Source organism: Neobacillus sp. Fa239, from assembly GCF_055395235.1.
Genome location: NZ_AP041611.1, coordinates 2,596,794 through 2,621,633, shown reverse-complemented (window position 1 = coordinate 2,621,633; position 24,840 = coordinate 2,596,794). Strand labels below are relative to the sequence as shown.

At 41.5% G+C, this 24,840-nt stretch carries 19 protein-coding genes and 1 pseudogene; all 20 read right to left on the bottom strand.

Going from position 1 to position 24,840, the window contains the following annotated elements; all coding sequences use genetic code 11:
* Window positions 1-27 precede the first annotated feature (27 nt).
* The gene (locus tag ACZ5XR_RS12570; protein ID WP_464501971.1) at window positions 28-4,491 is read right to left on the bottom strand and encodes an AAA family ATPase; all 4,464 of its coding nucleotides are present in this window, start codon (window positions 4,489-4,491) and stop codon (window positions 28-30) included.
* Window positions 4,469-5,215, bottom strand: coding sequence for a DUF6063 family protein (locus ACZ5XR_RS12565; RefSeq protein ID WP_464501970.1), 747 nt, complete (start codon window positions 5,213-5,215; stop codon window positions 4,469-4,471). Before ACZ5XR_RS12565 ends, ACZ5XR_RS12570 begins: the two co-directional genes overlap by 23 nt.
* Before the next feature lie 3 nt (window positions 5,216-5,218).
* The gene (locus tag ACZ5XR_RS12560) at window positions 5,219-6,727 is read right to left on the bottom strand and encodes a hypothetical protein (protein ID WP_464501969.1); all 1,509 of its coding nucleotides are present in this window, start codon (window positions 6,725-6,727) and stop codon (window positions 5,219-5,221) included.
* The gene (locus ACZ5XR_RS12555; RefSeq protein WP_464501968.1) at window positions 6,718-7,791 is read right to left on the bottom strand and encodes a Wadjet anti-phage system protein JetD domain-containing protein; all 1,074 of its coding nucleotides are present in this window, start codon (window positions 7,789-7,791) and stop codon (window positions 6,718-6,720) included. Before ACZ5XR_RS12555 ends, ACZ5XR_RS12560 begins: the two co-directional genes overlap by 10 nt.
* 138 nt (window positions 7,792-7,929) lie before the next feature.
* Entirely contained in the window at window positions 7,930-9,783 is a 1,854-nt protein-coding gene (locus ACZ5XR_RS12550) for a monovalent cation:proton antiporter family protein (protein ID WP_464501967.1), read from the bottom strand.
* A 529-nt stretch (window positions 9,784-10,312) separates the two neighbouring features.
* Complete coding sequence (locus tag ACZ5XR_RS12545) at window positions 10,313-11,668, bottom strand: hypothetical protein (protein WP_464501966.1); 1,356 nt, start codon at window positions 11,666-11,668, stop codon at window positions 10,313-10,315.
* 187 nt (window positions 11,669-11,855) lie between these two features.
* On the bottom strand, window positions 11,856-12,656 hold the full coding sequence (locus tag ACZ5XR_RS12540) for a HoxN/HupN/NixA family nickel/cobalt transporter (protein ID WP_464501965.1): 801 nt from the start codon (window positions 12,654-12,656) through the stop codon (window positions 11,856-11,858).
* A 116-nt stretch (window positions 12,657-12,772) separates the two neighbouring features.
* Window positions 12,773-13,015 (bottom strand): annotated as a pseudogene (locus ACZ5XR_RS12535) (5,6-dimethylbenzimidazole synthase); the annotation flags it as partial.
* Between the two features lie 48 nt (window positions 13,016-13,063).
* Entirely contained in the window at window positions 13,064-13,927 is an 864-nt protein-coding gene (locus tag ACZ5XR_RS12530) for a GHMP family kinase ATP-binding protein (RefSeq protein WP_464501964.1), read from the bottom strand.
* Window positions 13,928-13,946: 19 nt separating this feature from the next.
* Complete coding sequence (cbiB, locus tag ACZ5XR_RS12525) at window positions 13,947-14,915, bottom strand: adenosylcobinamide-phosphate synthase CbiB (protein ID WP_464501963.1); 969 nt, start codon at window positions 14,913-14,915, stop codon at window positions 13,947-13,949.
* 7 nt (window positions 14,916-14,922) lie between these two features.
* Complete coding sequence (locus tag ACZ5XR_RS12520) at window positions 14,923-15,621, bottom strand: adenosylcobinamide amidohydrolase (protein WP_464501962.1); 699 nt, start codon at window positions 15,619-15,621, stop codon at window positions 14,923-14,925.
* Window positions 15,622-15,702: 81 nt separating this feature from the next.
* On the bottom strand, window positions 15,703-16,806 hold the full coding sequence (gene cobD, locus ACZ5XR_RS12515; RefSeq protein ID WP_464501961.1) for a threonine-phosphate decarboxylase CobD: 1,104 nt from the start codon (window positions 16,804-16,806) through the stop codon (window positions 15,703-15,705).
* Window positions 16,806-17,363 carry a cob(I)yrinic acid a,c-diamide adenosyltransferase gene (gene cobO, locus ACZ5XR_RS12510; protein WP_464501960.1) on the bottom strand — a complete coding sequence of 186 codons (558 nt, stop codon included), beginning with the start codon at window positions 17,361-17,363 and terminating at the stop codon, window positions 16,806-16,808. Before cobO ends, cobD begins: the two co-directional genes overlap by 1 nt.
* Window positions 17,364-17,506: 143 nt before the next feature.
* A complete protein-coding gene (cobA, locus tag ACZ5XR_RS12505; RefSeq protein WP_464501959.1) occupies window positions 17,507-18,292 on the bottom strand; it encodes a uroporphyrinogen-III C-methyltransferase in 786 nt (261 codons plus the stop codon).
* Between the two features lie 20 nt (window positions 18,293-18,312).
* Entirely contained in the window at window positions 18,313-19,353 is a 1,041-nt protein-coding gene (cobT, locus tag ACZ5XR_RS12500) for a nicotinate-nucleotide--dimethylbenzimidazole phosphoribosyltransferase (RefSeq protein ID WP_464501958.1), read from the bottom strand.
* A complete protein-coding gene (locus tag ACZ5XR_RS12495; RefSeq protein WP_464501957.1) occupies window positions 19,350-20,867 on the bottom strand; it encodes a cobyric acid synthase in 1,518 nt (505 codons plus the stop codon). The genes cobT and ACZ5XR_RS12495 overlap by 4 nt, the downstream gene beginning before the upstream one ends.
* Window positions 20,860-22,230, bottom strand: coding sequence for a cobyrinate a,c-diamide synthase (locus ACZ5XR_RS12490; protein ID WP_464501956.1), 1,371 nt, complete (start codon window positions 22,228-22,230; stop codon window positions 20,860-20,862). Before ACZ5XR_RS12490 ends, ACZ5XR_RS12495 begins: the two co-directional genes overlap by 8 nt.
* A 1-nt stretch (window position 22,231) precedes the next feature.
* The gene (locus tag ACZ5XR_RS12485) at window positions 22,232-23,368 is read right to left on the bottom strand and encodes a cobalt-precorrin 5A hydrolase (RefSeq protein WP_464501955.1); all 1,137 of its coding nucleotides are present in this window, start codon (window positions 23,366-23,368) and stop codon (window positions 22,232-22,234) included.
* On the bottom strand, window positions 23,368-24,141 hold the full coding sequence (gene cobM / locus ACZ5XR_RS12480) for a precorrin-4 C(11)-methyltransferase (protein WP_464501954.1): 774 nt from the start codon (window positions 24,139-24,141) through the stop codon (window positions 23,368-23,370). The genes ACZ5XR_RS12485 and cobM overlap by 1 nt, the downstream gene beginning before the upstream one ends.
* A complete protein-coding gene (gene cobI / locus ACZ5XR_RS12475) occupies window positions 24,138-24,839 on the bottom strand; it encodes a precorrin-2 C(20)-methyltransferase (RefSeq protein WP_464501953.1) in 702 nt (233 codons plus the stop codon). Before cobI ends, cobM begins: the two co-directional genes overlap by 4 nt.
* Window position 24,840: the final 1 nt, after the last annotated feature.

The window sequence follows — 24,840 nt, the reverse complement described above, 5'->3', positions numbered from 1 at the left end:
CATAATACAAACATCGCCTTGTTTTTCTTATTGAGCTGCTTCAGCTCTCTGGTAAATTCGAAAGGCTGGAACAATGGTGTCCGAAACAATTTCTTTTCCATTTTCGCGAATGAAGTCCAATTTATAATAGGCATCAAATCTTTGGCTGATTTCCGTTTTCACTAGTTCGGGCGGAGTGACGACGATGAATTGGAACTTCAGTTTTTCGGCAACTGAGAAAATTGGGTCAAGGACATGTGCCGACGCAGCTTGTCCGAATGGATTATCACAAACTAAAGGAACCCAGCTTTGATCGGTTTCGTTTTTAACTGATAATAACATCATCATCATGACCATTCTGGCTGATAGCTTTTGACCTCCACTGCCATCGGATTTCGTCTTTGAACCTTGATTAATAGTCTGCCAGGTTGAATAATGCTCTCTTTGCGGTTTCCCGTACATAAAGGCATTATCCGTTCGCATATTATAAACGAGCAGCTCAGGATACCGATTTCGTAGTGATACAAACAAAATTTGCTCATCACTAATGAGTTGTTTTATTTCTTGGTCTACAGCTTGATTATTACTATCAATCACATCAAATTGTTTGGTAATTTTGTTAATGGCAGCGACAAAATGCTGCTTCAGCAATGGCTCGATATCTTCAGCCTTTTTAGGCAAAATGTCTTCTTTTAGCTGGACGAGTGGAAAGGTTCCTCGTTCATTTTTCAGCTTCATTTTGGCAATCATGGAACGAATCGCCTCTGAAATGCTCATGACCTTCATGCTGGCACGGCTTGCCCAGAAATTTTGAGCCCTTTCTGCCCTTTCCTTGTCACGTTCTAATTGTTCCAATCCACTTTGAGAAAAACGCTTCATATTTTGAACGATGCTTTGAATATGCGAATAATGCCTCGTATCCATATGATCTAATGTGGTTAATACTTCATTTTTAAAACGAATCTCCCACTCTTTTCCTTCAACTGTTAGCTTTAAATTACGCAAGGATTGTTCGATTTTTGCCTGTTTCTCTTGACCCTCTTCCTGTATGGCTTGATGCTCTTCACACCAGGATAAAATACAGGCTTTTCCTTGACTCTTAATTTTTTCAACATCCGTATCCGTAAATGCGGCCGCTTCCTCCTTCAGGATCACGGATAGTGTTAACAAATCCCCTTCGAAACTCGCAATGTTCGCTTCTGATTCTTTTTGGCGCTTTTCCGTCTGCTTTACTTCCTCTAACGTTTTTTTCGTTTGGTCTTTTATTTCGACTTCCTTTACTTCTAAGTCAAGGTCTTCCCATTCTTCAGGTTGTTTTTCATGCTTTGCAGCTTTTTTACCTGACTTGTCACGTTGTGCGTTCGCATGCTTTAGGGACGTTTCTGCCACGGTTACAGCCGTTCCTTGTTCCCGTTCTTCTTTTTCCGCGGCTTTTGCTTCCTTCTGTGCGGTTTGCAGCATATTTTCCAATATACTAATGGGTTCATCCGGTTCAGGAGCTTTATTCCATTCGTGGTTATGCGTATTAAGTTTTTTCTCTAATTTCTTTTGCTGTATTTGTTCTGTTTCTATTCTTGCTTGAATAACCAGTAATTCTCTAGCCTGTTCTTCTTTTGATTTTTGAAGCTGTACTAACTCTATGATGCTCCCATTTATCTCTTCTAATAAATGTGGTGATAAACGTGGGACTTCATCACAGTTCTCTGCTTTTGCATCAGTAGGAAATGCCGCTGTTTCAATAAAGACGGCGATCTCCTTAATATTTTGTTCGTTTGAAAGCTTCCATTCTAAATAGGTTTGATTCCATTGGTTTTGTCGTTCAACTATATTTTTGTGTTCTTTATCGATTTCGACCTGTTTATTGATCAGGGCTTCCTTTTGTTTCTCTTTTTCAAGTTTCACCCGTTTATTCTCTAGATGAAGTGTTTTTCCTTGATCAAAATCCTCTAAGGTTTCCACATCTCTTTTAAGCTTTTCTATTTTTCGAATGGCCTTTTGCCGCTGCTCTTTAAGCTGAAGCTGCCATTCTTTCTCTTTTTCCTGTTGTGTGGTGATTTCTTGTAATTCGGTTTTCTTAGAAAGAAGAGAGTTCTCTTCCAGAATCAAAGCTTTCTCGAGATCCATACAAAGCTCACTTGATATCAATCGATCCATTTCTTTTAAAATAAGGCGTAAGGAAGTTTCTGTTTTATCCATTTCAATAAGAGTATCTTTCTTTTCTTCTATTTGCTTAGCAATCTTTATTTTCCAGTTAGTAAATAGATTTTTATCCCTTAATAGTTCTTTCTCCGTTCCGCCAATGATCACAAAGCTCTGCGATTGATTTTCGCTGTTCATTTCCTTACGGATGAAAATCGGAACAGGACTTTTAAACATTCTTCCTGAAAGAACCTGCTGATTAATTTTTTGCCATTGCTGCCCACTTACGACCACCCCATATGGAAGAAGTGGATTTGCCTTAAGATGGGTCGCCATTTCCTCTGCACGTAAGGATTGGAGAAATTGAGTTCCATAAAACACATCAATGCCCGTCTTTTCATCGATCCATTCTTTTAATTCTTTCACATCTTTATTAGGAATCCAGAAGGGCTCATCATTTAAGGAATGATCCAGTTGTATGACCCAAAGGTCTTTTTTAATTTGTTCACCTTGTTCTCTATTTTTTACTAAGATCTCTTCAATCTGTAAGACATATTTCGATAGAAGCGCATGTGTGAACGGTACAGTGACATCAGCTAATATCCCATGGAGCTTATCTAATAGTTTTGTTTCTTTTGGCTTTTGCTCTTCCATTGCAGCCTTTAACTCTTCACATTTTTCTTCTGAAAACTGAATCGATTGACTGAGCGTACCATGTGAAGTAGCAAGTTGATTTTGCCGTCCACTAGATTCTTTCTCTTTTGCTTGTAGATCTTCTACCAAAGCCTTTTTGTCATCCATTTGTTTAGAAAGAAACTGGGTAAAGCCCTTTAAGTCATAGGTAATGCGGTCGCCAAACTCTTTGATGAGTGCTTCTTCCTTCGACTCAAATGTATGGTTTTGTGTATATAAAAAATCAATTTCAGTACTAAGCTGAGCTATTTCTTTTGTTTTTTGTTTATCCAGTTGCGACAGTTCGTTTCCTTTTTTCTTTAAAAACATTTGATATCCCAAATACTGCTTTACAGCTTCTTGTATGCATAGATAGGAATGCTCCCATTGCCTTTTAGCTTCTTTTTTGATCTCATCCATTCTTTGATTCACTTGCTCTAAGCCGCTATTTTGTTCTAATGTCGCGATTTGCTGTGCAAGAGCGCGAATCCTTTGTTCGTTTTCATACCACTCTTTCAATAAAGCCTGAAAAGCTAGCTTCTCTTTTCTTTCTTGTTTCTCCTGGACGATTGCTTGAAAGGATGCATGCTTATTCCTTTCTTCAACTAATTTCTTCTCCCAATTTAGTACCTCTCTATGAGCCTTGGCGTAGTCTAAGTTGTCTTTTTGAAAGCGTAAATCCGCTTGCGTGATCGTTAATTTTTCAATGTCTTTTTCGAAAGTAAGCCGCAATTCCACTTCCAATTGCTTCAAATGCTCTAAAGCTCCAAGGAGTTGTCTTCCTATCTTTATACTGTCATTAACAATTTCTTTATGCTTTACACCTTTTGCTAGATTCTCTTCAAAAGGGACAATGTCTTCTAAAAATTCCTTATGGGCTTGCTCTCTTTTTAAGAGAACAGGCAAATCCTTCGCAATACTTGCCTGACTCTTGAAAATCTCCACAAGATCGTTCTTTTGATGATCCGTCCGATGCAAGACTTGGCTAACAGTAGGAATGATCCGTTTTTGGAATAGAGAATGATCATCCTCCGCTCCCTCAAAGAATTTCCCAACGCCGCCTTCATCCTTATTAATGTCCTTCATAATATCCCAGTCTTTACGGTTAATTCCATATGTATCAAGAATGCGATAGTGCCTTTTCGTATCACGGTATACGTCATATCCATTCCATTTTAAATAGTCCTTCAAGCTTTCCGTGTCAGCAACCTCATCATTTTCATAGAGTGGAATATGCTCCAGCGATACCTCTTCTTTTCGTTCAAATTCTCTAGTATAAAAGGTAATAATAGGGAGGATCTTCGCTTCTTGTTCTAACGTTTTGTTTTCCATTCCACTTTCTTCACTCATCGAAATCCGCTGTTCGGCTGAAAACATTCCTCCCGTTACCAGATGCCTGCGGTCAGAACCATCCAATTCCCATTGAATGAGAACATGAAAGGTATACGGAATAAATTGCTCTTTATTATTAAAAAAGAACTGCTGATAATAACGATTGTTTTGTTTACCCCATGAGGTGCCAGGTTTAAGGATTTGGAAAATGGTTTGCAAGAATACACCTTTCCCTCCGCCATTCATCATCGCAATGAGACCATTTGTTGATGTCTTTTCATTATGGAAGTTAAAAGTGGTGTCTTTGTATTGCTTTTGCATGCCATCATACTTCAGGCCAACAATTCTAATACGATGGATTTTCGGCATGCTGATTCTCCTCTGTCGTCATTAATTTTTTAAGTAATTCATATCGGTCATAATCGTGATAAAGGTATTCAATACGCTCAAAAAGCTCATTCCTAGGTATCACCTTTGGAATATCATCTCGATCCAGAATGACGATCAGCCCCTCCGTCTCTAATAGGCGCATAGCGCTGGCGATTAAACCAATTCTGGTTCGTCTATTAATTTTTTTAACACCATAATCATCCGTGTCGACCTCCATGTATTTCCATGTTGTCACAACTTCCTTCATATCGATTCGTTCTTCTTCTCCGAATGTAGGTTTTTCTTTTAGAATACGATCCCAATTCATCATGAGGTCGTTGACTTGACGCTCTAATGCGTAGTAGCTAATTCCTTCCCGCTTCGTGCGGATTTTTGCAGCCTGGTTGCGGTCAATGTCTGCTAAGAAAGACATAATGACAACGCTAATAAGATGAAAGTGTTTTTTCGTTTCAACTTGCTTGTGCTTCTCTTTCAAATGTGAAAAATTCGTCGCAAAGACGGATCCGGTGGGCTGGACAATTAAGTGGATCCGTTTAGGCGATTCAATGATATATGTACCTGATTCATCTGCTAATAAGAGAACGGTCTGTCTTACTTCCGGAACAAAGTACGTTTGAAAGTGCTCGCTGTTTTCGTCAATGACTTTATCTTTTAATAAAGTAAAATAGACAGCTGAAGCTTTTTTGATTGATTCTGCATTCATCCTTTATTCCTCCTGGACACATATCTTAAAGGGTGTAATTTTCGTTTGATACCATAGGAATGGCTCTGCTCGATGATCGAACATGGTATAGATCTTCAACCCTTCAAACACTTGAAGTTGTGGGTATTCCTGCATTAGTTTATAAAGAAGAATTTCCCTCTCATCACTTAATGTTTCTTCCTTCCGATGCATCACTTGAACCCTTAGCGGTTTTTTATCAAGCATCATCCATAAATCAATCGTTTCAGATTCTTCAAACCATAAATCCTGCACTTCCAATGGCAGTGTTGATAAATCAGATAATGAAAACTCTCCGTATGTTTGTAAATGTTGAAAAACATAACTCCATGCCTTAATAACAGACCCCCAGTCCGTCACTCGCAGACGAGTAATGCTTACTTCTGCCTCCTCTTCGATGACAACATCCGTTCGTTGTTTTTCATCAAATTCTTGTTCTCCCCAAATCCAATCAAGCGGCAAGATAAATTCATTCTTCGGTGAAAATAAGGGAGAAAGGACTCTTTCGATCGCCTCGAAACTTTGAACTCCTTCCTTCAAGAGCCTATTTTCATAAATATGTTCTCGAAAGGAAACCAGGCTTGTTTCCCAAAACAAGGAAGGATTTTCTGCTTTTAATTTCATCTCATAGGAGATATTCTGAATGACTAGTTTGGCAAAACGGTCATGCAGCTGCCTTGTATGTCCAATTTTTTCTTGTAGTAGAATCAATTCTTTCTGAATAAAGTCATCCTCTTCGTTTCTACGTTTCGTTTTTTCTATCATCCTAGTAATGGTCCGGAAGTGATTTTTTTCTTCTTCAAATTGCTTTTCAATTTCAACACGATTGTCGGCCCTTTGCCATTCTTCTTCCATTAATAAGATTTTGGGATTATTCATCATTTCCTTTTGGAAAGTGAATTCTTTAGCCATTAAGCGGTTTACGCGTGAAATGAGGTGATCGAGGTTACGAGTAGCTTTTCTAAAATTACCGTTTTTAATCAGCTGCATACTATAGAGTTGCTCTATCGTTATGGAGAATTCCTCCGCCATTTCCCTGCTCATAAAAATCATTTCTTGAGAAACATCTGTGAGTTTATAAACAATGGTTCCGCCAAGCTCTAGATTCGTATAGATTTCATCCATCGTGACATATCGAAATGTTTGCGTTTCCCAGGATTGTCTTATTTCATCGTAATATAAGGCTTCAAACGGTTTACTATACTCTTCTTTTCCCTGAAATAAAAGACCGCTTGTAATCCGATCAATTTGTTTTTCGTCTGCTAAAAGCTTCATTTGCTTTATGGAATCCTCTACCATAAACTTGATATCTGATTTCCGCCGATGATCATCATCATTTAATTCTCGATAAAAGATGGTAAGGAGCACTTGCATGAGAATCGTTTGGATATGAGGCTTCAACTCGCCTACTTCCATTCCTCTACCAAGCTCGAAAAGTGGATTCAATCGTTGCAAACGCTTGCCGAAACCTTCCCATGATTCGTTCACATCCATCTCCTCCATGTTTCGATTGTTAGTACTTCTTGTGGAATCCGCTTATTTTCCTTCCATAATTGCATTAATAGCTCTTGTTCCTCTTCTGTAAACCATTGAAAAAATGGATCCCGGTATTTAAGGTTTTGGGTTTGACCGATTTTCTGGTCATTCCTTTTCTCTATACATTCAAGCATTTTGCGATAAATTTTCAAGGCAGGCTGAATACAGCAATCCGGGTATTTTTCGATCAGCCGAATAAGGATCCCGTATACTGCAGCATCAAGATCTCCTGCGTAGTAGAAAAGATAGGAGGTTTTGGGAAACATTCGAAAGAAAAAGGCAAAGCTCCGTTCAATTTTGGTCCCTTCACCATAAATGATTAGTTCAGGTGCATAATCGAGTTTATTCGCTTCCAATAATTTAATGGAAGTATGAAAGAAAGATAGATTTTCAACGATTAGTACTCTCTGAATATCTTTCATTTCTTTCCCTTGTTTCATCCAAAATACAAAAGGCTCCCCATAGTTCACCATTTTAAGTTGGTCTTCAGATATTCCAATTCTAGCTAAAAAGCCTTTTCCATCAGGAAAGCTATCACTATCCATTAAGAATTTTTCGTGACCAAAGAGCTCTAGGCTTCTTTCTTCTAATGACACGATTTCCCGTTCCTGACTGGACTTTAGAAACGTATAAACATTCTGGATTCGCTTCCACTCGTCTTTCGTTTGCCATTCGGGATGCCGTTCGTAGTAGGAAAAATCAAACCGATCCATTATTTTCATCATCTCAAGACGATCCCATTTGGCTGCTTGACCTTTTGCATTTACCCAGCAATATAATGGAAGTGCTGGTGTTTTACCATTGTATTGATTATTTTGAATAGGAATAAGTATTCCTTCAGCTTGCAAAGTTTCTATCGCACGATAAAACAACGAATAACCGTCCATTTCAAAATAATCATCCATTAGCTTTCGCAACTGAAATTCTAAATCGTTCATATGTATTTTCTTTTTTTGTTTAGGGTGTTGAATATCTCCAATAAAACCTCTCACCCGTGTTTCAATAGCATCGATTGTACTCACCTACTTAAATCTTCATAGTTTCATGCATTGATCCCTAATCCCTTTTCGGATACATTCTATTATAAACTAGTTGCATTATTGCAGGTAAAAAAAAGCCCAATTTCTCGATGTTGAGTGAGAAATTAGGCTTTCTTTTCATTAATATAAACCCTTGTCTACGTTAAGTTCTTCTCTTAATTTTTGTACGGAAGATGCACTACCTGTCACAATAAGGTGATCACCAAGGAATAATTGGGTATTTCCATGCGGCACAATCGACTCTTGACCTCGAATAATCCGAACGACAATCGCGTCTCCCAAAATCGGAAGAGTACGTAACATTTCATGATGGTATTTTGAATTATTGAATTCAATTTGGTACAGGCCTTTTTCTTCTGTCGTAAACAACATCGCTACATCTGGAGATTCAATCATGGCACGCATCATTGCTTTTGTAGAAAAGAATGAAGAAACAACATGGATTCCTCTTTCTCTTAAAAATTCACTATATTTAGGTGTTTCCACACGAGCTACAATATGCTTCACATCTTGATTCCCTGCCATTTCAGCAATTTTAACATTATCTTTTTCATTCGCCGTAGCTGCTACTAATATATCTGAGGCAAAGAGATCTTGTTCATTCAGGGATTTTAAAGAGTACTCTGTTATCTTTCTTAATTCAAAATTCACATGCGAATGATCGCTCATTTCTTCATTATTTTGATGATAAACGATGACATCAAAACGATTAAAGTCAAGTTCACTGGCGAGTGGAATCGTGAGTGAATTAGCCCCTAAAAAGACAACCTTCTTTTTCGAAATCGTCACCTTATGGAAAGGAAAAATCCGTTTAAAAAGGGCTGGAGTAATTAAACATGTGACAATCGCCAATAAAATGAGGGCTGAAGACATTTGGGAAGTGATAATATGAATTTGTTCTCCAACTTTTGCTGCTGCTACAACTAGAGATAAAGTGGAAGTAATTAAAAATCCCGAACCTAAAACAGTTGGCCAATCATACCACTTCTTTAAAACGAGAATAGGGATTAATTTGGATAACAGGAGGCTTACAAGTAATAACGGTATTAAAATTAAAACACTTTTATTTGTAAGCAGTGGCCAAATATTAAGATCAACCCCTACCATGACAAAAAAGATTGGAATTAAAAAACCATAACCAAATGAATCTAACTGCCTAACAAGTTCTTTGTTTGGAGCTAATAATGATACCAAAACCCCTGCTATAAAGGCCCCCAAAATATTTTGTACCCCAATTTGCTGAGAAAGACCAACCAATAAAATGATTAAGGCAAACACACTCCGAGTTCCGATTTGAATGGTACTTGTTGTCAAGCTTTCAAAAAAAGTACGATTCCTAAAAAAACGACCTATTAAATATAGGACAAGCCCTGCAGCAAACAAAATGATGATTAACCATAGATTTCCTCCACCTTTTTTAAGGGAAACCAATACGGCTAGTAAAATCATCGTCAATAAATCAGATATGACGGTAATTAACAAGATAATCTGACCAATACTCGTTTTTACAATTCGTGATTCCTTTAGCGTCGGCATTACAACCCCTAGCGAGATGGTTGAAATGACAAGCGTCATAAAAAATACGTCACCTGTAAAATGTCCTAGATATAACGCCCATGACAATATGTAAGAAAAAATAAGAATCAGCCCAAAAATTAGGCTAGAAATCAAAACTCTGTTGGGTTCTAATCGTCCGTTTGGTAATTGACTTCTCTTTGTATTTGTAAAAACGGTAAAGTCAATTTCAACGCCACTAAGAAACATAAGAAAAATTAAACCTAAACTGGACAATGTTGAAATTAAAGAACCTGGATGGATCCAATTAAACCCGCTCTTTCCAATGACAAGTCCAACGAGTATTTCAGCAACCACGACTGGAATCATTTTAAGTCGAAGTTTTTGGAGAAGAATCGGTGTTAATAAAGCTGCAATTATCACAATCACGAGAGACCCAAAGGATACATTTTCTGTCATGGAATCCCACCTTTCAATATAACTTCCGTTAACAATTTCGGAAAATCTTTCCTAACATTAGATTTGCTGAACTTCATTATAAATTAGGGATTGTAAAATCTTTGTCGATTTCATTGAATTTTAACAAACAATTCAATAACGTTATCTTTCCTTAACATTAGAAAATCATTTGTCGTTTGTGTATCATTCTGTTTTTTTTGCTGGAAGTCAAAAGGGAAAAATCAACAATAATAGCAGCCTTTTTCGGCTACCGTGTTCTTTTGATGGGGAGTTTTGTGATAAAAACCAGTATTTCGCATCAATTTCGGTCATTAAATTCACTCCAAAAATAACATTATATTAGAAAGAAAAGAGCATCATTTCCGCGGGGAGGTCTTTTCAGGACAAAAAAAGAAAGAGCTACAGATGCACGAACATCTGTAGCATTGTACCAATTGGTACTACTAATGGATATATAAATTGCGTAGAGCCCACTTCAGCAATGGGTACTTATTTTTGTACTGACCTTTTGGGTCTCTTCATTTCATCCTTACATCATGATAATTGCCACAATCGTTGCAGCAGCTAAACCAATGATAACAGGGAGGAAATTCCGCCTCGTCAGTGCCTCTGGATCAACTCCCGTTACACCGGCAATATCCAGAACTCCCCACGGAACAAGAGTTCCACCACCGCTCCAAACAGAGCCCATTTGACCCAATGCAGCCAGTACGGCAACATTCGCTCCGATAGGATGGCCGAGTGCTTGAGCTAAAGTCCCTACCAAAACGAGACCAGAGAATCCTGATCCATCAAGGCCAGCAATAATTCCTACTAAAACAACAATAATGGCAACAGGGATAGCTGATAAAGGAACATGGTGTGCTAGTGCATTTCCAAGATCAAACAAATAACCTGGGGCACCTTTCCCTAGAATCTGTGGTGAAACATCAGGTGATCCCATAAAGAAAAATCCAGCTATAGGAATAACAGGAGCGAAAATTTTGATGGAGAAAATGAAACCTTCCTGGATATTCTTCATTACGACTACATAGGCTTTTCTACCATGTTCGATGAGGGCAATAATGGTGAAGAGGAGTAAGCTTACCCCACCAATGAGGGCAGTTGCATCTCCTCCCTTAAGGGATAAGGTAATGGTTAGAATAATGGAAATAAGGAAAGCAAGAGGAACGACAATAGCCGCAAACTTAGAGGCAAAACTAAACTCGGTCTGAATTTTTTCTTCCACTAATTGATCATTTACTATCAATCCGCTCTTCATATCTCGCCGTAAAAACCAATAAGAAAGAATAAGACTAACTAATCCAGTAACGATTACCAAAGGGATACTTGCTTTAATCAGATCCATAATCCCCACTCCAGCTGCGGAGCTTGTGAGCTTCGGAGCACCTTGAATGATGAAATCTCCTGATAACGCGATTCCGTGTCCGAAAAGGTTCATCGTCATGGCGACACCAATGATCGGCAATCCAGTACGTAGAGCAATGGGAATCATCATGGGTCCAACCATCATGGTGGCTGGTGTTGGCCAGACAAAAGCTGAGATGATCCCTTTTATCAAACCCGTTCCCCAAAAGGCACTTCCTGGGCCTTTAAATAAATGTCGAAATGGTTTTAACAAGAGCTGGTCGGCTCCAATTTGTTCAAGCAGTTTCAGCAATGCAATCATGAGTCCGATAATAATGATAATCCCTAACAATTCTTGCGCACTTGATAAATTGGCGTTATACACAACCTGAATTCCTTTTACGAAATCTCCAGTGAACACCCAGCCCATAAGAAAGGTACCCAAAATACAAAGCGGTATGACACCTCTCCGCATTGCCATCCCTATAATAACCAAAATTACCACAATCAAAAAAATCCAATGAGATGCGGTTAACATAGACTCCCTCCTTACATAAAGTGATGGAACCGTTCACAATATTATATGGTTGGAAATACTTGTCTAATTCTCATATATTGATTGTGGAACTATAAAAGCAAAAAAAGATTGTAGTATCATATTTTACCTGGACGATTATAGAGGATAAGAGAGCTCTGACACTATAAAATTGTCAGAGCTTTTTTAGTTAATTCGTTGTATCTATTTCGTAATTTTGTCTCTTAGAGTAAAAACTTATAAAGATAAATGAAGCGACTAAGAAAATGAAAAGAATGACTCCCACGATTTCGAAATCTAGTTCTGCCCAAGGGTTAAAGAAAGTAAATGCCAGATAGAAGGAAACTCCGTATGCCAAGACGACAATCACCCAACCCATTAGTCTTGATGCAGCTTGACCGATTTTACTTGACTGGTTCACCATCTTATAGACAATCAACGAATCAATTGTATCTGTAATCATCATGCCAAACATAAAAACTAGCCCTAAAATTAAAGGAGTATATTTACCTGCATTTCCTGCCGCCAAAGACCAGACAGCGGTTTGACTTACCGTCTCGGCTGCCAAGGCAAACAAAGCCCCAACTAAAATAATTAGAAAAGGATTTGTTGTTCCCTTTGCAATTTTTGGAATAAACTTTCCCTTTAGTCCGCTCAGTTGAAACTCTTCGTGATTGTTTCTAGTGCGTAACAGATTATATGTATTTAACGTACCAATAAGGAATAAAGAAATAATCGAAACCCATGATGCAATATTGTCAAAAAAAGCTGGAAATGAAAAATTATCTATAACCATTCCTAAAATACCAGCTGTTACAGCTACCATCCCTCCGTGACCCAATGAGAATAATGTACCCACCCAACGTGCAAACGAACTGTCCATTCGCCAATTATAACGGGTTTGTCCATCAATAAAGGCAAGATGATCCGCATCCAACCCATGTCGAAGCCCCAATACAAAAACAAGGAAAAAAAGTGATACAGTTTCCATTTAAAAATTCCTCCCCTTTATAAACAGTTCCACCATAAAAAATCAATCAAGGGATTCATCGTTTTTTCAACATCTTTGGCAGGAACTTTCCCTTAATTCCTCTAGCTTTAAAATTTTTATCTTCTGTCGACTTTTTCCTGATTTCCCCATTCCTCAAAAAATATTAGATTCCGAAGTGTTCTTCTTTTCTCCCAATTCGCTTGCTCTAGAATGGGGGAGGATGGATATTCATTGGTGTATCCAATCGAAATTAAGGCGACTGGATCAATATGAGGAGGAATCTGCAAGATATCCCTGACATCATTTTTCTTATAAAAACTTACCCAGCCCATCGCTAATCCCTCTGCATATGTCGTAAGCTAACCCCCCTTTTGAAATCAATCTTTGTGAATCTTTCAAATCATTTTCTATTCCTTACTTTCATAATGAAATAAATTTATCGGAACACCCTTGTAAGCAAGTGACATTTCCCTTATTATGTGTGAAACCACCAATTCACTGTTTGGAAGATTTCCATCTAGTAAAATACCCGCGACCGTTCCACTGTGGGCGACAACGATTCCTCCCTGATAGCGATGGGCCAGCTGATCTAATAGCGGAAAAGCAGGCTTTGACAATATTTTTTGATTCACCCGTGCACTGAGGGTTGCTGCCTCCCCAATCAATGTTAAATTTTTTTCCTTAAACCCTTTTTTAACAAGTTCAAAAGCTTTCATAAATTCTTGTTGATCGTTCTGACTGTACTCTTTGGGAACTTCATTAAATTCAATTGTGTTGATCATTCCCCCAAGGTCGAAACCAACAAGGATGAATGAGGGTAAGACCCCAAAGCTTTCAATCAGCTGACCGTGAATATAGTCATAACCCACGACTTCCTCATACATTACTCCATCGGTAGGTTCCACATTTGCGGCAATCATCGAGATCATTTCATTTGTGAGCGGAAGACTATAGCTGTCAGCAATTGCTCTTAATGCAGCAACAATATCCGCCGAACTGCTGGCCATCCCCTTGCCTTCTGGGATATTGGAGTGTATTTCGAGATACCCGCCTCCTCTGATCCCAAAAAGTTGGAGTAACAATTCCCCCGCTTTTTTCGCTTTCGTTTTGGAATTTACGACCCTTATCCGGGAAACGGCTGTGTCTGGAACAAATCTAGCCTCACTTCGTAAACTACGGATGGGCAAAGTGATTAAAAACGGGCGCTCTGCCATGATTCCTTGGACCAATTCTCCAAATGTGCCATTGCAGCTTCCTTTTCCTAGTTTCATTGTTCAGGCTCCTATCCTCCTACTTCATGCCCAGCTCCACTACGATCGAAAGGACCATAAATAACACGACACAGATAATGGAGGTTGTTTTCATAACCGTTACGGTAAACAAAATATCATCTGCTTCGATCTTCCGTAATGGTTCACCCATCTTTGCCCGTTCAGAGGCCTTACCGAAATAATAATTCGTTCCTCCAAGTTGTACCTGCAGCGCCCCTGCGATTGTCGCCTCCGGGTAACCGCTATTGGGACTCGGATGAAGTTTGGCATCGCGTTTCATCATTTTCCAAGCGCCTTGCACATCGAGATGTTTGATTGAACAAGCAATCAATATCATTCCGACCGTTAACCTGGCAGGCAGATAGTTTAATAGATCATCTAGTCGGGCCGATGCCCAGCCTAAGTTTTGATATTTTTCATTTTTATATCCAACCATCGAATCTAACGTATTTACCGCCCGGTACAACATTGCAAGCGGGGCACCACCAATCAGGGCAAAGCATAATGGTGAAATGATGGCATCGACAATGTTTTCCGCAACAGTTTCTACAGCCCCCCGCGAAATTTCACTTTCTTCAAGGTTTTCCGTATCTCTTCCGACAATCATTCCCAAACTTTTTCGCGCAGCCTTTACATCCTGATTTTTCAAGTGACGGAATACTTCTAGCCCTGCATCAGCCAATCCTTTTGTCGCGATGGTCGTTGAAATGAACCAGATTTCCGCAAAGACAGCAAGTACATGATTCAGCTGATTGAGACCGTAAAGCAGCAACGAAACGATTAAATAGCTGCCCCCAGCAATCAGAATGGGGAATAAGAGTCCTGTCAGTTTCAAATACCTTTCCTTTACGATGAAAGAACGAATCGTTTTTTCCAAAAGACTAATAGACTTCCCGATGATCACCACCGGATGTGGCAGCTTACGGGGGTCACCGATGATTCGATCAATAAGATAAGCAATTACAATATAAATGGCATGAACTAACATCGAATTCTCAGCCCTCCTGATTCCTTACTGCTTCATATGTGGCCTCATAAACAAGGCAGCCAATCGTATTCCCAATCGTGGTGGCGGTACCGGCGAAAAGATGGGTTGGAAGATAGTCTGCTTGACTGGCAGCCAAGACAACCGAATCCGTGGTCGTTCCTGTCGCAAACTCTCCAGAATCCACTTTTATTGTTAAATCTTGCATCGCTGCGGCCTTTGCCTCCGTTGCGGTGATAATTCCGTTAATCATCGCAGCCTCTGTCAAACGGCCATCAATAAACAGAAAGGTATTAATCGTTCCGCATTGGTACGCTGAATAGGCCTTTCGCTTTCTTCCTGCCCTTTCTCGATTTCCTACACCTGCGGTGACACAGCAGATAATCCGAAACTCATCACCATATTCTTCTTGGATAGAGGCACAATGAATTTTAGCCGCTGTTTGTAAGCCTGCGGTCTGTTCCAACGGGTATTCCCATTCGATGATTTTTTGTTTCATTAGTAGAATGGGGTCATTGGAGGCATAATCCAATGGGACCTGCCAATTGACAAAATGGCTGACCCGTTGGAAGCCCCCGCCATGAACGGCACTACTGAAGGCAGCCAATCTCCGTGGAGAGTGAAATAAGAGATGGTCCTCTTTTTTCACTATCGTTATTTCCGGCCATATTCTCGATGTATACTGATTCTGCTTTCGAAATGGCTGCACCTTTCTCTCCTCTCTCTAATCACTAATTGGATATCGTAAACAACTTTGTTTGGTCATTCCACTCCATCACCATAGCTTAGATCATAATGGGGTCCACTCTTTGCTTACTTCAATTAAGGCTTGAATCAAGCATTGATTTTCTTCTTCGGTTCGAATCGCAATCCGAAAATCCTGATCCGTTAGCCCCGGGTACATGGCACAGGAGCGTATTAAGATTCCTTTATGACCCATGCGCCACTGTAATTCGGCCGCCGTGATGTCAGCTGATATCCTAACTAACAGAAAATTCGCTTGTCCTGGAAAAATCCTCCACCCTAAATTCTTTTCAATGGCTTGTTTGACATAGCTTCTTTGCTCCTGAATCAGGGTAATCGTTGCTTCCTCGTATACCTTTTCGTTCAGGACCGCTTCACCAGCCAATAGGGCCATTTGGTTGACACTCCAAGTTACTTGTTTCGTCTGCAGGTTTAAAATCAGAGTTGGATCGGCCACCATATACCCCAGCCGGAGACCAGGGATCGCATAAAACTTTGTCATCGAGCGAACTAGGATTACCTGTTTCCAACGTTGCAAATCCTCCAGCAGCGTAATTCGTGTTTCGATCGAGAGAAAATCAATAAATGCCTCGTCTATGATCAAATATGTATTTGTCTTCTCTGCCTGTTCTGCCATCTCGACAAGTTCTTCCTTCGAATAGGTGACACCAGTGGGATTGTTGGGATGTCCAACAAATACAAGATCGGTATTCGCTATTAATTGAAGAATTTCCAATCGATCCGGCTTAAAATCATTTTCTTCTCTGCCAAACAATGGTTCGATGTTTGCCCCATAAGCTTTAGCAAGCTGTTCGTATTCCGAAAAGCATGGATAGATGACTCCCACCGTTTCAGGCTGTAATCCTAAAACCGCAAGGGCGATACACTCTGCTGCCCCATTTCCAATTAAAATCTGTTCTGGTGAAACGGAGTGCTTCTCCGCCAGCTTTTGTTTGAGAACACGATGGACGGGATCGGGATAATGGACAATCGACTCTAGCTGCTCCTTTATCAACTCGATTAGATTAGGTGGAGGACCGAGTGGATTAATATTCGCACTGAAATCTAACAGATGAGCAGAATCTTTACCAAATAACTGTCGGGCCGTCAGTAAATCGCCGCCATGTCCAAATTTTTCAATGTAGACCATTAAAACTCAATTCCCTTTACGGCAGGAATTCCTTCATTATAATAATGCTTAACGGGCTTCATTTCGGTTACTAAATCCGCGCAATCGATGATTTCCTCTTTGGCTGACCGTCCGGTAATCACCAGATGCATCCCCTTAGGGCGCTGCTGAATCAACTCTAGTACTTCTGTTAACGGAAGGACATCATCTATCGGGAATTTATCAATCGCGAGCGCATTATTTAGTTCATCTAAAATGACAACATCATAGCCGCCAAACTGTACTTTTTCTTTAGTAAACGCCCAAGCTGCTTTAAGGGCTTCCCGATGTTCATCCGGTGTTTTCGTCCAGGTAAAGCCGACTCCTGTCTGTACCATTTCAATCCCCAATTTCTCGAACGTAATTTTTTCCCCATACGTTCGATCAGGCGATTTGATAAATTGAATCATGAGCACCCGTTTCCCTCGTCCGGCGGCACGGACAGCAAGTCCAAGGGCCGCCGTCGTTTTCCCTTTTCCATCACCGGTATAAACTAATGTAAGACCGCGCTTTGCTTTGTTTTCTGTTACATTTACCATATGATACACTCCTCGTTATAGCCAGACTGTTTTTTCTTTAAAGGATGCCCGAACCGGCACTTTCTCCTTTTTTAATACTTCTGGACGGGGTAACGGATAAACAAATTTCTCTTCGATTTTTGATTACCGCTATAATCGACATCTTAGTCCTTCCCGATTCCTACTACTTGCTTTTCTTCTGCTTCTTGAAACCACCGTAATTTCTCGCGCAGGCCGACCACATCGCCCACAAGAACAATCGCCGGATGAGTAATCCTGGCTTCAAGGGCCCGGGCTTCGATATCCTTTAAACTTCCGGTCACCGTCTTCTGCTTGGTTGTCGTCCCCCATTGGATAATGGCGGCTTTCGTATCAGGGCTTTTTCCGTTTTCGATTAATCTCGAAACAATATAGGGTAAATTCCCAATTCCCATATAAAAGGCAATCGTATCGATTCCTTGAGCGAGGGCTGGCCAATTTAATTGATCCTCATCCTTTTCCGTTCGGCTGTGGCCAGTGACGATTGCGAAGGAGGAAGCATAATCGCGGTGGGTCACAGGGATTCCGGCATAAGCAGGCGCTGCAATACCAGATGTAATACCAGGCACCATTTCATAGCGGATCCCATGTTCCGCGAGAATTTCCGCTTCTTCACCGACACGGCCGAAAATACAGGGATCGCCTCCTTTTAATCTGGTAACCGTCTTGCCCTGACTGGCTTTTTCAATTAACAGCTGGTGAATTTGATCTTGAATGATCTGATGTCTTCCTGGCAGTTTTCCGCAAAAAATAAGCTCTGCCTCCGGCTTTGCATATTTCAGCAGTTCCTCATTTACTAAGCGGTCATATAAAATCACGTCCGCCTGCTGGATACACTCCATCCCATAAACCGTAATCAGCCTAGGATCTCCCGGTCCAGCACCAACAAGATACACTTTTCCATTTGTCATCTTCTCGCTCCTTTCCTACGTTACTCATTTGAGATTCCAGCGGATGCAAAGGTGTCCATTTCTTTCAGCATTAAGGCCGCTGATTGTAAGATAGGATAGGCAACTGCTGCCCCGCTTCCTTCGCCTAGCCGAAAATCTAAATCAAGTAGTGGCTTCTTGCCTAATAATTTCAGCGCTATTTCATGTCCAGGCTCGACGGAACGATGGCCGACAATCATATACTCCGCTGCTGCCTCACATATTTCCCTTGCCAAAAGAGCTGCGATCGTGCAAATAAATCCATCTACTAATATCGGGATTCGGTTCTGAGCGGCAGAGAGCATGGCACCTGCCATCCCGGCAATTTCCAAACCGCCAATTTTAGTTATGATATCGATTGGATCATTCCGGTCAGGGTTTCTCTCCTTTAGTGCCCGTGTAATGACCTCTTGTTTATGACGAATTTTTTCTTGTGCAATCCCTGTTCCTCGGCCGACAAGAGTACCGATGTCCTGTCCGCTTACTAATGCTGCGATCGCACTGCTTGGCGTCGTATTGCCGATCCCCATTTCACTAACAATTAAACATTTGATTCCCTGTTGAATCATCTGTTCCGCTCGTTCATAGCCAACAGCAATGGCCTGTTCGGCTTCTTCTCTTGTCATTGCATCCTTCTGGCAAAAATTGTTGGTTCCATAGCGAATTTTCCGATTCACAAACCCTTCAGCCTCAATATCTGCTGCCACACCGATATCAACCACTTCAAACATGGCTCCGATTTGCCGGCTAAAAACATTGATGGCTGCACCGCTGTTTAAAAAGTTCATGACCATTTGCACGGTTACTTCCTGCGGGAAAGCGGACACCCCTTCTTCGACTACACCATGATCAGCGGCAAAAACGATCACACCGGGCGGTGACACGACCGGGAAAGCTTCAGATGTCATTTCCGACAGATGAATGGCTAATTCCTCTAATCTGCCCAAACTGCCCGGAGGTTTGGTTAATGTATCGATATACGCACGAACTTGCTGTCCCATTTCTCTATCAAGAGGCTGGATTGCTGTTTTTACGCTGTTCATTGGGTGATCCCCCTTTTTTGGTAATCCTTCATTAAATTTTCAATGACATCCAGTTTAACGTGTCCCCTAACATGTTCTGCCAGCCTTTCAAACGCTTCTTCCCGCAATTGGTTAAAAGATGGGCGCTTGTGAATGGGTTCCAATCCTTTTTTACAGCGGAGTTGATTAAGCAATTCCTCACGAAATTCATCATTATGGAATATCCCATGAAAATAAGTACCAATGATGGTTTCGTCTGGGGATTGACAGCCATCCCATTTTTCATTTGTAAAAATAACTCCCTTGGACGCTCCTGTCGCCACGGTTTCACCCATATGAATCTCGTAACCTGTCACATGAAAGTTTTTTCCAAAAAGATGCAACTTCCCATTTGATAGAATCGTCGTCTTTTCTTTCGTAATGGTCGTTCCAATTGGTAGTAACTGAAGGCCTTCCATTTCTTGATGGAGAGACTCGATCGAAAACGGATCCTCAATTTTATCACCGAGCATTTGATAGCCGCCGCAGATCCCGAAAAGAATTGAGTGTTTCTTTTTGTGTAATTCAGCTATTTTTTGGGCGATGCCGCTCTTTCGTAAAAATAGCAAATCTTCCATTGTATTCTTGCTGCCCGGGAGAATGACTAAATCTGGATGGTGTAATTGATCCGCTCTCGTTATAAAACGGACATGACAATCCGGCTCGACAAAAAACGGGTCGACATCAGTGAAATTGGAGATTTTCGGATACTGGATCACCGCGATATCCAATTCTTTTTCAGTATTTTGAGTGGATGTATATTGATTTAAAATCACGGAATCCTCGGCATCAATATTTAGATTCTCCAAGTAAGGAATCACGCCGAGAATGGGTTTTCCTGTATACTCCTCAAACCACGTTAAGCCGGATTCTAGCAGGCGGAGATCGCCACGGAATTTATTGATGATTACGCCAATCACTCGATCGCGGTCTTCTGGTTCCATCAGCTGAAGGGTTCCTACTAAACTGGCAAACACTCCGCCTTTTTCGATATCCCCAATTAAGATCACAGGGGCATCCGCCATTTTGGCGACCCGCATATTGACCATTTCCCGATCATTCAGATTAATCTCGGCAGGACTGCCTGCCCCTTCAATGACAATTCGTTCATAATTTTGGGACAGGGTGGATAGGGATTGTTGAATAAGCTCCAATCCCGTTTGATAGAATTCCCGGCGGTACCTTCCTGCTTCCATATTTTTATATGGTTTACCATGGACGACAATTTGGGATTGGTTATCCCTGTTCGGCTTTAGTAAAATCGGGTTCATATCGGTGGTTGCCTGAATCCCTGCGGCTTCGGCCTGAACTCCCTGTGCTCTGCCGATTTCTTTTCCATCCACTGTGATGTAGGAATTTAACGCCATATTTTGTGATTTAAACGGAACCGTTTTATATCCGTCTTGGGCGAAAATCCGGCAAAAGGCGGTCACGACAACACTTTTGCCGACATCCGAATTGGTACCTTGAAACATAAGTGGAAGAGCTTTAGCCATTTTCTTTGAACTCCTTACATTTCTTTACCCAATTTTCAACAAGCTCTGGGCATGAGCCAAAATGAAAATGGGTATACCCTGCAATTAAATTACCTTTCCGATAGCCCTCCTTCTTAAACCCACGCATTCCTTTCGTTTGGTAGGCCGGTTCAACATCCGTTCTCGGATGAAAAGTAGAATAGTGAAATTCATGGCCTCTTGCTATCAGATTTCCCGCCAACAAGAAATTTTCTCCTTCTGAAGTGATTTCACGGTATCCCAAAGCCGCTAGCTTCGTTTGCATTTTCACCTTACCAGGGATCATCCCGACCATTTTGTAACTCGTTTCATCGGTTGTTTCCAACGATTCGGTTAAATACATAAACCCGCCGCATTCCGCCAAGGTTGGCAGACCTTTTTCAATAGCCGTTCGAATCGAGGTATTTACTTCTGTCTTTAATGCCAGCTCCTCGGCAAATTCCTCTGGGAAACCGCCGCCGATATACAAGCCATCCACCTGTTCCGGCAGGCATTCACCTTTTAATGGAGAGAACTCGATCAGCTCAGCTCCCGCGGCTGCTAACATGTCGAGGTTTTCCTGATAGTAAAAATTAAAAGCGGCATCTCGTGCGACTGCAATTTTTACATTTGCCTGCTTCGCTCTCTTAAACTGGAATTCTTTTATCTTTAAGAGGGGAGCTTTGGCCAAGTCATATAAAGAATCTACATCGACGGTTTCAAGCACTAAATCACCAAGCTGCTCAAAAAATGGATTCAATTCTCCTCGTTCAACGGAGGGAATCAACCCTAAATGCCGTTCCGGAATCGAAAGTTCCTCGTTTCTTTTCAAATACCCAAGGACGGGAATTCCGCATTCCTGCTCTATCGCGGTTTGGACAATTTTAAAATGTCCTTCGCTGCCCACCTGATTGGCGATCACCCCGACAATATTGGCTTCCTCCAGAAACGTTTGAAATCCCTTCACAATAGCCGCTGCACTCCGGGCCATGCTGGCACAATTCACGACCAAAATGACTGGACTTTCGGTGATGAGACTGATTTCGGCAGTGGAGCCCGTATTGTTTATCGGATTTTTTCCATCAAAGAATCCCATGACTCCTTCGATGACGGAAATATCCGCTCCTTCACTTGCACGGTTGACAATCTCTTTGACCATCTCATGGTTGAGCATCCAGCTGTCAAGGTTTCTTGACGGTCTTCCCGTGACGGCCGTATGATAGGTCGGGTCGATATAATCTGGACCGCATTTAAAGCCCTGGACGGTATAACCTTTTTTCCTTAAAGCAGACATCAGCCCAATTGTCAGCGTCGTTTTTCCGACACCACTGCCTGTCCCTGCAATCACAATCCTGCGAGTAGACATTCTATTTCTCTCCTTCCTCAATAGGGATCACCGCTACTGATATGGTGACATTACCTGATTTCTTCTTCATCAACGTTAGATGTTTCGCTGTGCTGTACAATAAGGCAGCTGGCTCACTGACGCCGTAGGCACCGGTATATTTAAAGACCGTTTCAGAAGGGTTCTGAATTTCAATGGCATTCAATTCAGCCGGTGTGTAATAGATAAACTCCCAACGGTTTTTATTCGCCACTTCGAGCAGTCCCGCTTCATCCTTTTTTAGATCAATCGTGCAAATTGCTTTGACACTTTTTTTCGAAAATCGTAATTCCTCAAGCGTTTCGTCGATCACTGCTTCGATTTCCGCTGCAGTGGTCCCGCGGTTGCAGCCCATTCCAAGGACAATCACCTTTGGTCGATATAAAACACCATTTTGTAAAATCTCCATTTCGTCTTCGGATAATTTCCGATGGGTTACTACTAGGGCAGCATCCGGTTTTTGTGCCATCGCTTCTTGGATCGATGAATACGGTTGAATATTCCCAGGGAGCGGGCGGCTATATGGCCACCAGTCTTTTTCGCCTGACTCTTGAACCACGGCGATTTTTTCTTCGTTCACAACCGAAGCGCTAACGGGCGTCAGCTTTTCAGCCGAGTCCCAATTCCAGCCAAACCGTTTACCGAACAAATCAACCGCAATCGTTTCCTGTACATCTGAAGCTGTGGTAATAATGGGACGTGCCTGTAGGGCGGCTGCTACTTCTTTCGTTAGTTCATTGGCACCGCCGAGATGGCCTGACAGCACGCTGATCACATGTTCGCCCTTATCGTCAATAACGACAACGGCAGGATCTGTTTTTTTATCCTTTAAAATAGGCGCAATCATTCGGACCACGGCTCCAAGGGATATGATGATGACCAGACCCTTATAGGCTTCGAAAAGAGAGGGCAGAAGAAGGCGCACACTACCGGTGAATAATTGGATGCCCATCGCCCGCTCGTCTCCTTTTTCAAACTTCTGCATATAATACACATCGGAATTTTGAAACGAATGTCCCAGCTTGCGGGCCAGCTCCACCCCATGCTTTGTGATCGCAACAACGGCATAGTCACCCTTCTGCTGAATGACCGCCTTTTGCGCCTCTTGAAGCTCGATCATTACGATTCCACCCCCCGGCGGAATCCATGTGTAAACGTTTTGTCATATAGCTTGGAACGATAATCTTGTTCGTGAATGTTTTCATCTAGCGCCCAGCCGGCTAAGATCATCGCCTGTTTACGAATCCCATTCACCCGCATATCTTCATCCAACCGTTCCAGAGTCGTCCGGACAATCTTTTGATCCGGCCACGACGCTTTATAAACGACCGCAACAGGGGTATCCATACTCCAGCCAGCCCCGGTCAATTCCTTCACAAGCTTCTTCGTTAAAGTGGCACTTAAGAAAAGAGCAATCGTACAATGATGTTTTGCTAAATCCGCAAGCTTTTCAAATTCTGGTACAGGTGTCCTGCCTTCGGCTCTTGTCAGGATGACGGTTTGTGTTAAATCAGGAATCGTCAGTTCGGCTTGCGCGGCTGCGGCGGCAGCAAACACTGAGCTCACCCCCGGAACAATCTCTACTTCGATTCCTTTCTTCTTTAGCAAGACGATTTGTTCCATAATCGCCCCATAGACAGCCGGATCGCCCGTATGGACACGAACGACCTTTTTCCCTTGCAGGATTCGGTAAGTCATGACGTCAACCATTTCTTCTAAATGCATTCCGGCGGTTTTCAATATTTCGGCAGAAGGTTTTGCTTTCGCAATTAAGTCCTCGTTTACAAGCGAATCCGCATAAAGAACGACATCAGCCTCCTGAAGATGCTGAAGACCTTTTACCGTGATTAAATCAGGATCGCCTGGCCCGGCACCAATGATATAAAGCTTCATTTTCTCACCACCATTAATGTTAAATATTCAAGTTCCGCTCCTTCGAGCTCATCTGCCCGCCAAATAATCTCCTCATCCGATGTGACCTTTGTAACGACTGAAGCCTTGTCAAGTAAGTCTAAATCACGTAAAACTTCAAGCATTAAATCAATAACTTTCGCTACTTTTATAAAAATGACACAATCATTGTCTTGAATAACTTTTTTCATGGTTTCATAGTCATCCCGTGCTGGAACAATCGCCACATGCTCATCCCCATCAGCCAATGGAATTGCCAGCCTAGAAGCCGCTCCATTGATGGACGAAATTCCCGGAACGACTTCAATCGGAACCTGCGGATATTTTTCCTGCATCAAACGCATCATATGAATAAACGTGCTATATAAAAGAGGATCCCCTTCCGTTACAAAAGCGACATCCTTCCCCTCTTGCAGCTTTGCCCACACATTTTCCACGGTTTCCGTCCATTTTCTTTCCAAGGTGTCTGGATCCTTTGTCATTGGAAAGACAAGTCCCAGCATTTCTTTTTCGTTCGGTTGAAAATAGACATCTATGATTCGATGGGCATAGCTTTTGCTGCCCTTTTGTTTTTTCGGATAGGCAATCACTGGTGATTCCTTTAATTTACGAAACGCCTTAACGGTAATGAGTTCCGGATCCCCCGGTCCAACCCCTAGGCCGTATAATGTTCCTATCATC

What these genes read in the sequence shown, in the direction of transcription:
- ACZ5XR_RS12570 (WP_464501971.1), bottom strand. Translation starts at nt 4,491, where the DNA reads ATGCCGAAAATCCATCGTATTAGAATTGTTGGCCTGAAGTATGATGGC.
- ACZ5XR_RS12565 (WP_464501970.1), bottom strand. Translation starts at nt 5,215, where the DNA reads ATGAATGCAGAATCAATCAAAAAAGCTTCAGCTGTCTATTTTACTTTA.
- ACZ5XR_RS12560 (WP_464501969.1), bottom strand. Translation starts at nt 6,727, where the DNA reads ATGGATGTGAACGAATCATGGGAAGGTTTCGGCAAGCGTTTGCAACGA.
- ACZ5XR_RS12550 (WP_464501967.1), bottom strand. Translation starts at nt 9,783, where the DNA reads ATGACAGAAAATGTATCCTTTGGGTCTCTCGTGATTGTGATAATTGCA.
- ACZ5XR_RS12545 (WP_464501966.1), bottom strand. Translation starts at nt 11,668, where the DNA reads ATGTTAACCGCATCTCATTGGATTTTTTTGATTGTGGTAATTTTGGTT.
- ACZ5XR_RS12540 (WP_464501965.1), bottom strand. Translation starts at nt 12,656, where the DNA reads ATGGAAACTGTATCACTTTTTTTCCTTGTTTTTGTATTGGGGCTTCGA.
- ACZ5XR_RS12530 (WP_464501964.1), bottom strand. Translation starts at nt 13,927, where the DNA reads ATGAAACTAGGAAAAGGAAGCTGCAATGGCACATTTGGAGAATTGGTC.
- cbiB (WP_464501963.1), bottom strand. Translation starts at nt 14,915, where the DNA reads ATGTTAGTTCATGCCATTTATATTGTAATTGCTTATCTTATTGATCGA.
- cobD (WP_464501961.1), bottom strand. Translation starts at nt 16,806, where the DNA reads ATGGTCTACATTGAAAAATTTGGACATGGCGGCGATTTACTGACGGCC.
- cobO (WP_464501960.1), bottom strand. Translation starts at nt 17,363, where the DNA reads ATGGTAAATGTAACAGAAAACAAAGCAAAGCGCGGTCTTACATTAGTT.
- cobA (WP_464501959.1), bottom strand. Translation starts at nt 18,292, where the DNA reads ATGACAAATGGAAAAGTGTATCTTGTTGGTGCTGGACCGGGAGATCCT.
- cobT (WP_464501958.1), bottom strand. Translation starts at nt 19,353, where the DNA reads ATGAACAGCGTAAAAACAGCAATCCAGCCTCTTGATAGAGAAATGGGA.
- ACZ5XR_RS12495 (WP_464501957.1), bottom strand. Translation starts at nt 20,867, where the DNA reads ATGGCTAAAGCTCTTCCACTTATGTTTCAAGGTACCAATTCGGATGTC.
- ACZ5XR_RS12490 (WP_464501956.1), bottom strand. Translation starts at nt 22,230, where the DNA reads ATGTCTACTCGCAGGATTGTGATTGCAGGGACAGGCAGTGGTGTCGGA.
- ACZ5XR_RS12485 (WP_464501955.1), bottom strand. Translation starts at nt 23,368, where the DNA reads ATGATCGAGCTTCAAGAGGCGCAAAAGGCGGTCATTCAGCAGAAGGGT.
- cobM (WP_464501954.1), bottom strand. Translation starts at nt 24,141, where the DNA reads ATGAAGCTTTATATCATTGGTGCCGGGCCAGGCGATCCTGATTTAATC.
- cobI (WP_464501953.1), bottom strand. Translation starts at nt 24,839, where the DNA reads ATGATAGGAACATTATACGGCCTAGGGGTTGGACCGGGGGATCCGGAA.